The organism is Micromonospora sp. NPDC005299 (assembly GCF_042872345.1).
Lineage (GTDB): Bacteria > Actinomycetota > Actinomycetes > Mycobacteriales > Micromonosporaceae > Micromonospora.
On sequence record NZ_JBIAKG010000001.1, the window covers coordinates 1 to 13,678 of the forward strand.

Consider the following 13,678-nt stretch of genomic DNA (forward strand, 5'->3'; position numbering starts at 1 on the left):
CAGACCACAGCCTGACCAGTCCGGGGTATAAATCAATTTGGCACTGGCTTATCAAGCACCCTGTTGAGTTCTCAAAGAACAACCACACACCATCGAAAACCCCGCACCAGCAGGATCCCCATCCGGGGCAACCTCTCTAACTTACCCGGTCCGATCTCCGCCGTCAACCCCGTGTTTCAGGTGATCAACTTGGTTCGGTCCGGTCCACGCTGACGCACGCCGTGTCCGGCGGTCGTTGCTGTCGTGGATTCCGGCGGACCGGCCGATCGCCGCTTTCGCGGCCACCCGCCCGGCTCCCTGCCGGCTTTCGAACTCTACCCGGCCGGCTTCGCGATCGCAACCCGGTGTTTCTCGGAGTGTCTCGCACCGCCCGGTCCCAGGCTCGTGTCGGGTGGCAACCCGACGGACCCTGGAGTCATTCCCGCGGTTCCGGCCTTTGGACTTTCGCCCGTTTCGTCCGTTCCCCGCTGGCAGAGAGAAAGTTACGCGATCCGCCGGGACAAGGCAAATCAACGACCGTCAGTGGATTTTCGTGGCAGCGATGCCCGGCGCCGGCGGAACAAGCCGTCGCGAGGTGACGTCGGCGGACCCTGCCGTGCCAGAGTGTCTGGCATGGATGACGTGTCCCGGTTCCCGGCGGCGACGCTCGCCGAGGAAGCCCTGCTCGGGCTCCTGCTGCCGTTCTGGCAGCTGGTCATCGGCACCTTCGTGCTCGTCATCGTCCTGGCGTCGGTGAGACGTCTCGCCCGGCGCGGTCCGTCACGGATGACCACCGCCCTGCTCGTCACGGCGGCGGCTATCGCCGGCCTCACCGTCGTCGGCGTGCTCCTGGAGAGTTGAGCACGGTTCAGAGCCGCCGGTTCGCGAGGCTCGGCAGCTCGACGCGGATCGTCCGCAGCCGGCCCGCGTCCAGGTCGGTGACGGCCATGCCCGGCCCGTCGGCGACCTGGGTGAGCACGGTCCCCCACGGGTCCACCACCATGCTGCGCCCGAAGCAGGTCCGGCCCGGCTCGTGGTCGCCGGTCTGGCCGGCGGCCGCCACGAAGCACTGGTTCTCGATCGCCCGCGCCCGGAGCAGCACCTCCCAGTGGTCGCGTCCGGTGTGCATCATGAACGCGGCCGGCACCACCAGGAGCTCGGCGCCGCCGTCGACCGCCAGTTGTCGGTAGAGCTCGGGGAACCGGAGGTCGTAGCAGATCGACAGGCCGACCCGGAGGCCCTCGACGTCGACCACCACCGGCTTCTCACCCGGCGCCACCGTGGCGGACTCCTGATAGGAGACGCGGCCGGGAATCTCGACGTCGTACAGGTGGATCTTGCGGTAGCTGGCGGCGAGCGCGCCGTCGCGGTCGAAGACCAGCGAGGTGTTCCAGGTGTGCTCGGGGTCCGGCCCGGCCTCGTGGAACGAGCCGGCGATCACCCACATGCCGAGTCGGCGGGCGGCGTCGGCGAAGAACCGGCCCACCACCCCGTCGACCGGTTCGGCCGGCGGCATGCCGGCGGCGGGGCCGAGGTAGTCGACGTACTCCGGGAGGACGGCGAGATCCGCGCCGGCCGCCGCGGCCCTGGCCAGCAGGGCCTCCGCGGCGGCGAGGTTCGCGGTCCGGTCGTCACGGGTGTTGAGCTGACAGACGGCGACGCGCATGACGCCCAGCGTACGGTCGGACGGCGGGCGGCGACAGGGCTCAGATGCTGGCCAGGACGAGCGCGCCGGCAGCGAAGCCGAGTCCGGCCAGTTGCACCGGGCGGAGCCGTTCCCGGTCGACCGCGAGCGCGAGCAGCACGGTGCTCGCCGGGTAGAGCGCGGCGATGGCGGCCACCACGCTCAGGTGCCCCCGGCCGGCGGCGGCCAGGAACAACGCGTTGGCCGCCGAGTCGAGCAGGCCGGCCGCCGCGGCCCAGCGGAGCACCCCCGGTGCGAGCCGCAGGCGTACGCCGGTGCGCACGGCGAGCGCCAGACCGAAGGCGATCGAGCTGACCCGTACCGCGACCACCGGCCACATGCCGGCGCCCTCGTCGGCCTGGCCGAGCAGCGCGAAGAAGATCCCGAAGAGCAGCCCGGCACCGAGCGCCATGCCGATCAGCCGGCCGGACACCCGTCCGGTGGCGCCACCCTCCCCCAGGCTGACCAGCGCGATGGCCACGACGGCGAGCCCGGCGCCGGCGAGCGCGAGGGTGCCCGGCGAGTGGGCGGTGACCAGTCCCGCGACGATCGGCACCACCGCGGCGGTGATCGCGGTGACCGGTGCGACGACCGCCATCATGCCGCCGGCCAGGGCCTTGTAGAGCAGCATCACGCCGGCCGCGCCCGCCACGCCGGCGAGCAGCCCCCAGGCCAGGTCGAGCGGGCCGGGCGTGCCCGGCACGATCAGCACGAGGGCGAGCAGCAACGGGACGCTGAGCAGTTGCGACACCACCGTCACCGCGACGGGGGCGGCGTGCCGGGACGCCTTGCCGCCGGAGAAGTCGGCCGTGCCGAACGCGACCGCGGAGACCGCCGCGAGCACAATGGGGAACATCAGGCAGTCGTACCACAATATTGACCGCGAAGGATAGTGTGATGACCGACGCCGGAGGGCGGGTGGGCGCGGTGACCTCCGCGGTCGCCCGACAGGTACGCGAGCTGCGGGCCGCCCGTGGCTGGTCCTTCGAGGAGCTGGCCGGCCGCTCCGGGGTGAGCAAGGGCATGCTCGTGCAGATCGAGGGGGCACGGACCAACCCGAGCGTCGGCACCCTCTGCCGGGTGGCCGACGCGTTCGGCGTCAACATCGCCCGGCTGCTGGAGCCGGCCGAGGAGAGCACCGTACGGGTCGCCCGGGCCGGCGACGCGCCGGTGCTGTGGCGGGGCGAGCACGGCGGCACGGCGCGACTGCTCAGCGGTCTCGGCGAGCCGGACCTGGTCGAACTCTGGGACTGGCGGTTGGAGCCCGGTGAGGCGCACCACTCCCCCGACCACCCGCGCGGCACGCGGGAGGTGCTGCACGTGCTGACCGGGACCGTCACGGTCACCGTCGAGGGCGTCGACCACGAGGTACGCGCCGGCGAGACGGTCGAGTTCCACGCCGACCGCGAGCACGGCTACCGCACCGCGGGCGACGAGCCGGCGCGGCTGGTGATGGTGGCGGTCACCCCGTCGGGCGAGTGGGACCGGCGGACCCGGTCACGCGGACCGCGCCCGAGCTGACCCGGGCGCGGTCGCGGTGGCGGTCAGGCCGACTTCTCCTCGCGGTCCCGGCGGGCCCGCCGGCCGGTGAACTCGCGGGGCACGATCGTCGGGTTGACGTTCTCCAGGACGACCTCGCGGGTGATCAGCACCCGGGCGGCGTCGGGGTTGCTCGGCACCTCGTACATCACGGAGAGCAGGACCTCTTCCATGATCGCCCGCAGGCCGCGGGCGCCGGTGCCACGGAGCATGGCCTGGTCGGCGATGGCCTCCAGCGCGGGCGGCTCGAACTCCAGCTCGACGCCGTCGAGCTCGAAGAGGCGCTGGTACTGCCGGACCAGGGCGTTGCGCGGCTCGGTGAGGATGCGGACCAGCGCGGAGCGGTCGAGGCTGCGCACGTTGGTGATCACCGGGAGCCGGCCGATGAACTCGGGGATCAGCCCGAACTTGAGCATGTCCTCCGGCATGACCTGGCTGAAGATGTCGTCGGTCGACCGCTCGGAGACCGACCGGAGCCGGGCGCCGAAGCCGGTGCCGCCGGAGCCGGTGCGGGCTTCGATGATCTGGTCGAGGCCGGCGAACGCGCCACCGCAGATGAACAGCACGTTGGTGGTGTCGATCTGGATGAACTCCTGGTGCGGGTGCTTGCGCCCGCCCTGCGGCGGCACGTTGGCCACCGTGCCTTCCAGCATCTTCAGCAGCGCCTGCTGCACGCCCTCACCCGAGACGTCCCGGGTGATCGACGGGTTCTCCGACTTCCGGGCGATCTTGTCGACCTCGTCGATGTAGATGATCCCGGTCTCGGCGCGCTTGATGTCGTAGTCGGCGGCCTGGATCAGCTTGAGGAGGATGTTCTCCACGTCCTCGCCGACGTAGCCCGCCTCGGTGAGCGCCGTCGCGTCGGCGATCGCGAACGGGACGTTGAGCATCCGGGCCAGGGTCTGCGCCAGGTGGGTCTTGCCGCACCCGGTCGGGCCGAGCAGCATGATGTTGGACTTGGCCAGCTCGACGCCGTCGTTGCCCGAACCCGGGGCGCCGGCCGCCTCGGCCTGGATCCGCTTGTAGTGGTTGTAGACCGCGACGGCGAGCGCCTTCTTGGCCTGCTCCTGACCGACGACGTAGTTGTCGAGGAACTGGCAGATCTCCATCGGCTTGGGAAGCTCTTCCCACTTCACCTCGCCGGACTCGGCCAGCTCCTCCTCGATGATCTCGTTGCAGAGATCGATGCACTCGTCGCAGATGTAGACCCCGGGGCCCGCAATGAGCTTCTTGACCTGCTTCTGCGACTTGCCACAGAAGGAGCACTTCAGTAGGTCGCCGCCGTCACCGATCCGTGCCACCTACGTTCTCCCTGCACTCGTCGGCCGGTACGCCGGCCCTGACCTGCGGGCGCCGCGCGCCCGTCCGTCCTGTCGTCCCACCTCGCCGGTCCGACCCAGCGAAGCGGCACAGACCCGACGTTACCCGCTGTCGGAGGTTTCTCCGACCCCCAAAACGGGTGTGTCAGAGGTCGGCCGGGAACGATGCCCCGACCGACCTCCGACCTCGCACTGCTCAGCCCGCGGCGTGAGACGCCAGCAGACCCTTCTTGCGGCTGGTCAGGATGGTGTCGACCAGCCCGTACTCCTTGGACTCCTCGGCCGTCATGATCTTGTCACGGTCGATGTCCTTGCGGACCTGCTCGATGGGACGGTTGCAGTGCCGGGACAGCATGTCCTCCAACTGCGTCCGCATCCGCAGGATCTCCCGGGCCTGGATCTCGATGTCCGACCCCTGGCCGTAGCCGCCCTCGGTGGCCGGCTGGTGGATGATGATCCGGGAGTTGGGCAGCGCCATCCGCTTGCCCGGCGTGCCCGCCGAGAGCAGCACCGCCGCCGCGCTGGCCGCCTGGCCCAGGCAGACGGTCTGGATGTCCGGGCGGACGTACTGCATGGTGTCGTAGATCGCCGTCATCGCGGTGAACGAGCCACCCGGCGAGTTGATGTACATGATGATGTCGCGGTCCGGGTCGGTGCCCTCCAGCGTGAGCAGCTGGGCCATCACGTCGTTGGCCGACGCGTCGTCCACCTGGACGCCGAGGAAGATGATCCGGTCCTCGAAGAGCTTGTTGTACGGGTTGGACTCCTTCATCCCGTACGACGTGCGCTCGACGAACGACGGCAGCACGTAGCGGTTGTGCACGGCCGCGAACTGGGGCGGCAGGCTCAGGTCGGTCATCGTCAGCTCCTCAGCTCAGGGTCCCGGCGCCATCCGGAACCTGCGCGGCCCCGATGATCACCTTGTCGATGAAGCCGTAGTCCATGGCCTCCTGGGCGGTGAACCAGCGGTCCCGGTCCGAGTCCGCCTCGATCTGCGCCTGGCTCTGGCCGGTGTGGTGGGCGACCCGCTCCTGGAACATCCGCTTCGTGTAGAGCATCTGCTCGGCCTGGATCGCGATGTCCGACGCGGTGCCGCCGAGGCCACCGGAGGGCTGGTGCATCATGATCCGCGCGTGCGGCAGGGCGTAGCGCTTGCCCTTGGTGCCCGCGCAGAGCAGGAGCTGGCCCATCGACGCGGCCATGCCCATCGCCACGGTCGAGACGTCGTTGTCGATGAACTGCATGGTGTCGTAGATCGCCATGCCGGAGTAGACCGAGCCACCCGGCGAGTTGATCCAGAGGTTGATGTCGCGGTCCGGGTCCTCCGCCGCGAGCAGCAGGAGCTGCGCGCAGATGCGGTTGGCGACCTGGTCGGTCACCTCGCTGCCCAGGAAGATGATCCGCTCCTTGAGCAACCGGTTGTAGACCGAGTCGTCGAGGTTGCCAATGGAGTCGCCACCACGGGCCTCGATCGCCCGGAGCGACTTCTTGGGGATGTGCATGTCGGTCATGGCAGCCCTTCGCTCTCCGTACCGTCCTACCCGACACTAACCGCTCAGCCGGGAGGCGTACTCCCGGTCGGGGCACTGTTCGCTCTCAGCGCAGTCACCCTGGGGGCGTACCCGGAAAAGGGTTTCGGCCGCCGCCCGGCGCACAGCGCGGGACGGCGGCCGACACCGACGATCAGTGCTCGTGGTCGTGCTCGGCCTCGTTCTGGGCACGCAGCGCGTCGAGGGTGACCTCGTTGCCCGCCGAGTCCTTGATCTTGATCTTCTCCATCACCGCGGCGAGCGCCTTGCCCCGGCGGACGTCGCCGAAGACGGCCTGCGCGGCGCCGGAGCGGACCAACTGGTCGTAGTACTGCTGCGGGGCCATCCCGGCGCGCTGGGCGCGGTGGACGATCTCGTGACCGAACTCGTCGTCCGAGACCTGCACGTCCTCGGCGTCGGCGAGGGTGTCCAGCAGGAGCTGGATCTTGACGCCGTCGGTCGCCGCCTCGGTCAGCTCGGTGTCGATCTGCTCCTCGGTCTTCTCCTCCGCGGCGAGGTACTCCTCCAGGGAGGCGCCGATGCGCTCAAGCTGGTCGACCATCGCGGCCTTGCGGCTCTCGACCTCCTCCTTGACGACACCCTCCGGCGCCGGCACCTCGGCGGCGGCGACCATCTGCTCGAGGGCCTTGTCCCGGGCGGCGTAGATCTGCTCGACCTGCTTGCCGCGGGTGACCCGCTCACGCAGGTCGGCGCGCAGCTCCTCGATGGTGTCGAACTCGCTGGCCAGCTGGGCGAAGTCGTCGTTGAGCTCGGGCAGCTCCTTCTCCTTGACCGTGCGGACGGTCACCGCCACATCGGCGTCCCGGCCGGCGTAGTCGCCGCCGACCAGCTGCGTGGAGAAGGTGGTGCTGTCGCCGGCGGCCAGGCCGACCAGCGCCTCGTCCAGGCCCGGCAGGAGCTGCTTGCTGCCGACCTCGTGCGAGATGTTGCTCGCCTGCCCGCCCGGCACGTCCTCGCCGTCGACGGTGGCGTTCAGGTCGATCTGGACGTAGTCGCCCTCCTGGGCGGCCCGCTCGACCGTCTTCAGCGTGGCGAACCGCTCGCGCAGGCTGTTGACCTGCTCGTCGATCTCGCTGTCGGCGATCTCGATCTCGTCCACGGTCACCTCGATGGTGGCCGGGTCCGGCAGGGTGATCTCCGGACGGACGTCCACCTCGGCGGTGAAGTTCAGCGAGTCACCGTCGTTGAACTCGGTGATCTCGACCTCCGGGCGGCCGAGCGTCTTCAGGTCGTGCTCCCGGACCGCGGCCAGGATGTTCTGCGGGATGGCCTCCTGCACCGCCTCGTTGAGGACGGTGCCCCGGCCCACCCGCTGGTCGATCACGGCGGAGGGAACCTTGCCCCGGCGGAAGCCGGGAACCTGGACCTGCTGGCCGATCTCCCGGTACGCCTTCCTGAGGCTCGGCTCGAGCTCGACGAACGGCACCTCGATGGCGAGCCGCACGCGCGTCGGGCTCAGAGTCTCGACGGTGCTCTTCACAGGCGTACTCCTTGACGGATCTCAGTTGAGTCTGGGCGTGTTTGCGCGCATCGAGTGTAGGCGAGCCGGCCTGCGGCATCGGCAGCGCCCGGGTACCGCCCGGAAAAAGTCGGCGGTTCCCGGACGACCCGGTCGCGAACGACAGTCGGGGTGGCGGGATTTGAACCCACGGCCCCTCGCTCCCAAAGCGAGTGCGCTACCAAGCTGCGCCACACCCCGTGGCGACGAAGAGTCTATGCCGTCCGCGCCCGCCGGACGGTCACCGGGGGCGCGTCGCGGGTGGTTCGGAGCGCCGCGCGGTACGGGGCTGCGCGTCCGGTTCCGGGATTCGGTAGGCTGTCGGGCGCGTCCCGCGAGAGCGGGGCGGTCGCGGGCGTAGCTCAATGGCAGAGCTTCAGTCTTCCAAACTGACGGTGCGGGTTCGATTCCCGTCGCCCGCTCCACCCTCCTTCGGCCCACCTGTCCGGGCCTGTCACCCGAACGCCGCCACGGCGGTCCGGCGTCGCCCGCGCCGGAGATCGGCATGCGGCGGACGATGCGTACGATGCGGGCCGGACATCCCCTCGTCGGGTGGAGGTAGCGACGGATGTCAGGCCAGCGGGACGGTTTCGCCCTCGGCGTGGACCTCGGCACCTCGAACACCGTGGCCGTGCTGCGCTGGCCGGACGGGCGTACCCGCCCGTTGCTGGTGGACGGGCAACCGATCCTGCCGTCCGGTGTGTACGCCGACACCGAGGGGCGCCTACACGTCGGGCGGGACGCGCTGCGGCTGGCCCACGCCGACCCCGACCGCTACGAGCCGAACCCGAAGCGCCGCGTCGACGAGCCCGAGGTGACGCTCGGCGACCGCCGGCACTCCCCGGCCGAGCTGCTCGGCGCGGTGCTGCGCGCGGTGGGCGAGGCCGCCGTCAACGCGCTCGGGTTCCTGCCGCCCGCGGTGGTCACCTGCCCGGCGACCTGGGACGTCGGTCGGCGGCAGGTGCTCGCCGAGGCGCTCGCCCTGGCCGGCTGGCCGTCGGCGGCCGAGCACACCCTGTCCGGTCCCACCCCGCCGGGCACCCGGCTGCTGCGCGAGCCGGTCGCGGCGGCGCGCTACTACACCGAGGTGCTGCGCCGGCCGGTTCCGGTCGGCGAGTCGGTGGCCGTCTTCGACTTCGGCGGCGGGACGCTGGACGTCGCCGTGGTCCGCAACGAGGGCGCGGACCCGTGGGGCGACTCCGGCTTCACGGTGATCTCCTGCGGCGGTCTCGACGACCTGGGCGGGCTGGACCTCGACGCCGCCCTGCTCGCGCTGGTCGGTGAGCGGGTCGCCGCCACGCACCCCGCGCAGTGGGCGCGGCTGAGCGAGCCGGCCGACACCACGCAGTGGCGAGAGCGGCTCCAGTTCGTCGAGCACGTCCGGGGTGCGAAGGAGATGCTGTCGCGCACCACGGCGGCGCCGGTGGCGGTGCCCGGGGTCCCGGCCGCCGTGTCGCTGACCCGCGCGGAGCTGGAGGGCGTGGCCACCCCGCTGCTGCGGCGGGCGGTCGCCGAGACCCGGCGGGTGATCTCCGCGGCCGGGTCGACCCCGGAACGGCTCGCCGGGCTTTTCCTGGTGGGCGGCTCGTCCCGGATCCCGCTGGTGGCCCGGCTGCTCCACGCGGAGCTGGGGATCGCGCCGACCACCCTCGATCAGCCCGAGCTGCCGGTCGCCGAGGGCGCGCTGACCGACCTGCCGCTGCGCCGGAACCGCTCGGCCGCCCCGCCGCTGCCATTGGCCCCCGTCGGCGCGGCCCCCGCCGGGCCGCCGGCCGCGGCCACCCCGGACGTCGGCCCGGCCGCCACCCTCCCCGACGCCGGCACCTCGCCGCTGCCCGCCACGGACCAGCCGGCCGGAAGCGTGCGCCGCGACCCCACCACGTCACCGCTGGCGGGTGCCGGCCAGCCGGCGGCGGGACCGGCCGGCACCCTGCCCGGTCTCGGCCCCGCCGGCACGCTGCCCGCCGGAATGTCGCCCGCCGCCGACCCGAAGACCCCCGTCCTATCGGCCGGCGCCGCCATGGGACCGGACGGCACGACCGTCGCCGCGGGACCGAACGGCAGGCCGCTCGCCGCCGGACCGCACAGCACCGCCGTGGCCCCGCATTCACCCGCCCCGGGTACGCCGGCACCTGCACCGCACCCGCACGGCTCGCCGGTCGGCGGCGAACCTCCGCAGGCCCCAGGAATTCCGCGCCAGCCGGGCGGGTGGCCGGGCTGGCCCGGCGTACCCGGGAACGGGGCGCCCGGGTCGCCGGTCGCGCCGGCCGGCGACGGCCGCGGGCGACGGGCGCTGTGGATCTCGGTCGGGGCGGTGGCCGCCCTGGCCGGGGTGGTCGCCGCGGCCGTCCTCTACCTCACCCGGGACCGCCACCCGGAGCTGGACTTCCAGGCGTTCGGCAAGGGCACCCGGGTCGCGGCCGGCGGGGAGCGGCCGGTGGAGATGTTCACGGCGGTCGCTGGCGACCGGGCCTACCTGGCCTATCCGCGGGAGGACGACCGGCTGGCGGTGGTGGCCGTCGAGGCGGGCACCGGCAAGGAGCTGTGGCGCAAGGAGAGCGTCACCACGGCCGGCCAGTGGGCCGGGCTGGTCGCGTTGCCCGGCGCGGTGGCGCTGCTCGCGGACGCCTCGGGCAGCAGCACGCCGCGCCAGCTGGAGGTGCTCGACGGCCGGTCCGGCGGGTCGCGCTGGCGGCACACCGTGCACGGCGACGACGAGATGTTCGTCGGCAGGGACGTGGTGGCGCTCACCGACCACGAGCGGAAGCGGCTGGTCGGACTCAAGCTGAGCAACGGCGACGAGAAGTGGTCGCTGAACGACCTGACCGACGAGTACGGCAACAGCCGCGACAGCGTGCACCCCGTGACGACCGACGAGGCGGTGTCCGGCCCCGGGTACGGCGACGGTTCGCCCCGCGACCCGGAGCAGGGCCCGGTCGAGCAGCTCGTGCAGGTGAGCGCGGACAAGTCGGTCCGGCTGATCGACCTCGGCTCCGGCGGTGAGGTCCGCCGCTGGAAGGCCGTGGCGGAGCCGGACGACCTGGCCGCCGCCCACGAGGACCGGCTCTACGTGGCGGGCGACGACGGGCGGCTGCTCGCGTACGACCTGGGGAAGCAGGCGCAGCCGAGCGTGCTCTACACCGCCGAGGACGACGACCGGCGGGCCAAGGCGCTGGCGCCGTGCGGCGAGCACCGGGCCTGCCTGCTGGAGGTGACCGGCTCCGACGACCAGACCGCCGTGGTGGTCGCCGCGCAGGAAGGCCAGGGCGTCAAGCGGTGGGCGGCGCCGGGGATGACCGAGCTGGCGCCGGTCGGCGAGCGGGTGCTGGCCCGGCGGATCTACCCGGAGCCGGCCGCGACGCTCTTCGCGGCGGACGGGACGCGGGTGCTCGACGACGAGGACGGGGTGGCCGTCCGGGTGGACGCCGGCAACCTGCTGCTCTTCGCCGACCCGCTGGGCAGCTCGGTGGACGACCGCAGCGTGGCCGGCGTGGGCGCCGGGTCGGGCAAGCTGGTCCAGCTCGGTGAGCTGAAGGACGTCCGGGGCGACTCCTGCTCGTGGAACACCCAGGTCATCGCCTGCGGCTCCGAGGACGACTTCGTGATCCACCGCTTCGTCACGGAGTAGCCCCGGAGCCTCAGCGGGCGGTGGTGCCGAGGTCGCGGAAGACGGCCAGCGCCGCCGGGTCCTCGATGGTCGGCGGCACCGGCTCGTCCCGCCCCTCGACCAGCCCGCGCATGGTCCGGCGGAGGATCTTGCCGGAGCGGGTCTTGGGCAGCGCCGGCACCACGGTCACCCGGCGGAACGCGGCCACCGGCCCGATCCGCTGCCGGACCAAGGAAACCAGCTCACCGGCGAGCGCGTCCGGGTCCTGCCCGGCACCGGCCTTGAGGACCACGTACCCGCTGGGCACCTGCCCCTTGATCGGGTCGGCCACGCCGATCACCGCGCACTCGGCGACCGCCGGGTGCGCCGCCAGCACCTCCTCCATGGCCCCGGTGGAGAGGCGGTGCCCGGCCACGTTGATCACATCGTCGGTGCGGCCCATCACGTAGAGGTAGCCGTCGTCGTCGAACCGGCCGCCGTCGCCGGTCAGGTAGTAGCCCGGGAAGGCGGCCAGGTAGGAGCGGACGTAGCGCTCGTCGTCGCCCCACAGGGTGGGCAGGCAGCCGGGTGGCAGGGGCAGCCGGATCACGATCGAGCCGTCGGTGCCCGCGGGCACCTCCCGGCCGCCGCCGTCGACCACCCGGACGTCGTACCCCGGCACGGGCACCGACGGGGAGCCGGGCTTGATCGGCAGCGGCTCCAGGCCGCGCGGGTTGGCGGCCACCGGCCAGCCGGTCTCGGTCTGCCACCAGTTGTCCACCACGGGCACGCCGAGCCGCTCCCCCGCCCACGCCCAGGTGTCCGGGTCGAGCCGCTCCCCGGCCAGGAAGAGGGTGCGCAGGCTGCTCAGGTCGTACCCGGCCAGGAGCGCGCCGTCCGGGTCCTGCCGGCGGATCGCCCGGATCGCGGTGGGCGCGGTGAACAGGGCGGCCACCCGGTGCTGGGCGACCACCCGCCAGAACGCCCCGGCGTCCGGGGTGCCGACCGGCTTGCCCTCGTAGAGCACGGTGGTCGCGCCGGTGAGCAGCGGCGCGTACACGATGTAGGAGTGGCCGACCACCCAGCCCACGTCGGAGGCGGCCCAGAAGACGTCGCCCGGCTCGATGCCGTAGACGTTCCGCATCGACCAGCGCAGTGCCACGGCGTGCCCGCCGTTGTCCCGGACCACGCCCTTGGGCCGGCCGGTGGTGCCGGAGGTGTAGAGGACGTAGAGCGGGTCGGTCGCGGCGACCGGCACGCACTCCACCGGCTCGGCGTCGGCCATCGCCTCGTCCCAGGTCAGGTCGCGGCCGGCCACCAGCGGAGCGGGCTCCTGGGGGCGCTGCACGATCACGCAGTGCGCCGGGGCGTGGGTCGCCTCGTCCAGCGCGGCGGCGAGGATCGGGTGGTACGGCACCACCCGGTCCACCTCGATCCCGCAGGAGGTGGCGACCACCACGGTCGGCCGCGCGTCGTCGATCCGGACGGCCAGCTCGTGGGCGGCGAAGCCGCCGAAGACCACCGAGTGCACCGCGCCGATCCGGGCGCAGGCCAGCATGGCGATCACCGCCTCCGGCACCATGGCCAGGTAGAGCAGCACCCGGTCGCCCCGGCGGACGCCGAGCCGGCGCAGCGCACCGGCGAACCGGGCGGTTTCGGCCAGCAGCTCGGCGTAGGTGAGGGTGCGGACCGTGCCGGTGACCGGGCTGTCGTGGATCAGCGCCGGCTGGTCGCCCCGGCCGGCGGCCACGTGCCGGTCGAGCGCGTTGTGGCAGGTGTTCAGCTCCCCGTCCGGGAACCACCGGTACAGCGGCGCGGCGCCGTCGTCGAGGATCCGCTCCGGTGTCCGGTGCCAGTCGATGTCCGCCGCCGCCTCCCGCCAGAAGCCGGCCGGGTCGGCGATGCTCCGCTCGTACGCTGATCGATACGCGCCCATCCCGTCATGCTGGCCGGGTGCCCGGGCCGGCGCAACGGCCCACCGGGTCGGTGCGCCGGAAGCGCGCTCCGGCTCGGTGAACGGCCCGGCCCCGCCGGTGGAGGTCGCCGTTTCCGCCCGGCCGGCCGGGGGTACGGCTGGCACATGGCGACGAACACGAAGGCGTACCTGGTGGGCGGTCCCCGGGACGGCAGCAGCCGGGACGCGGGTGACCAGGCCCTGTTGGAGATCGAGATCGACGGGATGATCCACCGCTACATCCGCACCACGAAGCAGCACGACGGCGGCACCGTCTACAACTACGACGGGATGGTGGCACCGGGCGGCGGCGAGCCGGGCGTCGAGGACCCGGCGGCGCGGGTCGCCTCCCCGAAGGCCGACGCCGAGGGCCAGTGACCGCTCAGCCCACCGGGCGACGGATGAACCGCGCCCGGCCGGGTAATGCGAGCGCCGTCCTGGTGGAGTGACGACCGGCGTCGCGGCGTTCCGCGACCGGGCGCGGGGGCGGGGGGGGGCCCCCCCCCCCCCCCCCCCCCCCGGGGGGGGGGGGGCCGGGCACCCGGGGCTCGCGGCGCCCCCCCCAACCG

Annotated in this window: 11 protein-coding genes and 2 tRNA genes; 5 read left to right on the forward strand and 8 right to left on the reverse strand. The window is 72.7% G+C overall.

Annotated elements, in window-relative coordinates; genetic code table 11:
* Positions 1–612 precede the first annotated feature (612 nt).
* Positions 613–840 (forward strand): hypothetical protein, encoded by a 228-nt coding sequence (locus ACFYPD_RS00005; protein WP_387106992.1) that lies wholly within the window; start codon positions 613–615, stop codon positions 838–840.
* Positions 841–847: 7 nt separating this feature from the next.
* Here the strand turns inward: ACFYPD_RS00005 and ACFYPD_RS00010 are convergent, their stop codons facing one another.
* Positions 848–1,645 (reverse strand): carbon-nitrogen hydrolase family protein, encoded by a 798-nt coding sequence (locus ACFYPD_RS00010; protein ID WP_387106993.1) that lies wholly within the window; start codon positions 1,643–1,645, stop codon positions 848–850.
* A 40-nt stretch (positions 1,646–1,685) separates the two neighbouring features.
* A complete protein-coding gene (locus ACFYPD_RS00015) occupies positions 1,686–2,519 on the reverse strand; it encodes an EamA family transporter (RefSeq protein WP_387106996.1) in 834 nt (277 codons plus the stop codon).
* 41 nt (positions 2,520–2,560) lie between these two features.
* On the opposite strand from ACFYPD_RS00015, the gene ACFYPD_RS00020 reads away from it, so the two are divergent.
* Positions 2,561–3,184, forward strand: coding sequence for a cupin domain-containing protein (locus tag ACFYPD_RS00020; protein WP_387106999.1), 624 nt, complete (start codon positions 2,561–2,563; stop codon positions 3,182–3,184).
* A gap of 23 nt (positions 3,185–3,207) precedes the next feature.
* Here the strand turns inward: ACFYPD_RS00020 and clpX are convergent, their stop codons facing one another.
* From clpX to ACFYPD_RS00045, 5 genes are all read right to left on the reverse strand, one after another.
* Positions 3,208–4,503 carry an ATP-dependent Clp protease ATP-binding subunit ClpX gene (clpX, locus tag ACFYPD_RS00025; RefSeq protein WP_387107000.1) on the reverse strand — a complete coding sequence of 432 codons (1,296 nt, stop codon included), beginning with the start codon at positions 4,501–4,503 and terminating at the stop codon, positions 3,208–3,210.
* A 214-nt stretch (positions 4,504–4,717) separates the two neighbouring features.
* Positions 4,718–5,380, reverse strand: a complete 663-nt coding sequence (locus ACFYPD_RS00030) for an ATP-dependent Clp protease proteolytic subunit (protein WP_013288034.1) — start codon at positions 5,378–5,380, stop codon at positions 4,718–4,720.
* 10 nt (positions 5,381–5,390) lie between these two features.
* Complete coding sequence (locus tag ACFYPD_RS00035; RefSeq protein ID WP_088960728.1) at positions 5,391–6,032, reverse strand: ATP-dependent Clp protease proteolytic subunit; 642 nt, start codon at positions 6,030–6,032, stop codon at positions 5,391–5,393.
* 172 nt (positions 6,033–6,204) lie between these two features.
* Complete coding sequence (gene tig, locus ACFYPD_RS00040; protein WP_387107003.1) at positions 6,205–7,551, reverse strand: trigger factor; 1,347 nt, start codon at positions 7,549–7,551, stop codon at positions 6,205–6,207.
* A 145-nt stretch (positions 7,552–7,696) separates the two neighbouring features.
* A tRNA-Pro gene (locus ACFYPD_RS00045) sits at positions 7,697–7,770 on the reverse strand.
* Between the two features lie 150 nt (positions 7,771–7,920).
* On the opposite strand from ACFYPD_RS00045, the gene ACFYPD_RS00050 reads away from it, so the two are divergent.
* Positions 7,921–7,994, forward strand: a tRNA-Gly gene (locus tag ACFYPD_RS00050).
* A gap of 143 nt (positions 7,995–8,137) precedes the next feature.
* Entirely contained in the window at positions 8,138–11,197 is a 3,060-nt protein-coding gene (locus tag ACFYPD_RS00055) for an Hsp70 family protein (RefSeq protein WP_387107006.1), read from the forward strand.
* A gap of 10 nt (positions 11,198–11,207) precedes the next feature.
* Here the strand turns inward: ACFYPD_RS00055 and ACFYPD_RS00060 are convergent, their stop codons facing one another.
* Positions 11,208–13,091, reverse strand: a complete 1,884-nt coding sequence (locus ACFYPD_RS00060; protein WP_387107009.1) for a propionyl-CoA synthetase — start codon at positions 13,089–13,091, stop codon at positions 11,208–11,210.
* Positions 13,092–13,235: 144 nt separating this feature from the next.
* Here ACFYPD_RS00060 and ACFYPD_RS00065 point away from each other — a divergent pair, with 144 nt between their 5' ends.
* Positions 13,236–13,487 (forward strand): hypothetical protein, encoded by a 252-nt coding sequence (locus ACFYPD_RS00065; RefSeq protein ID WP_387107011.1) that lies wholly within the window; start codon positions 13,236–13,238, stop codon positions 13,485–13,487.
* Positions 13,488–13,678 lie beyond the last annotated feature (191 nt).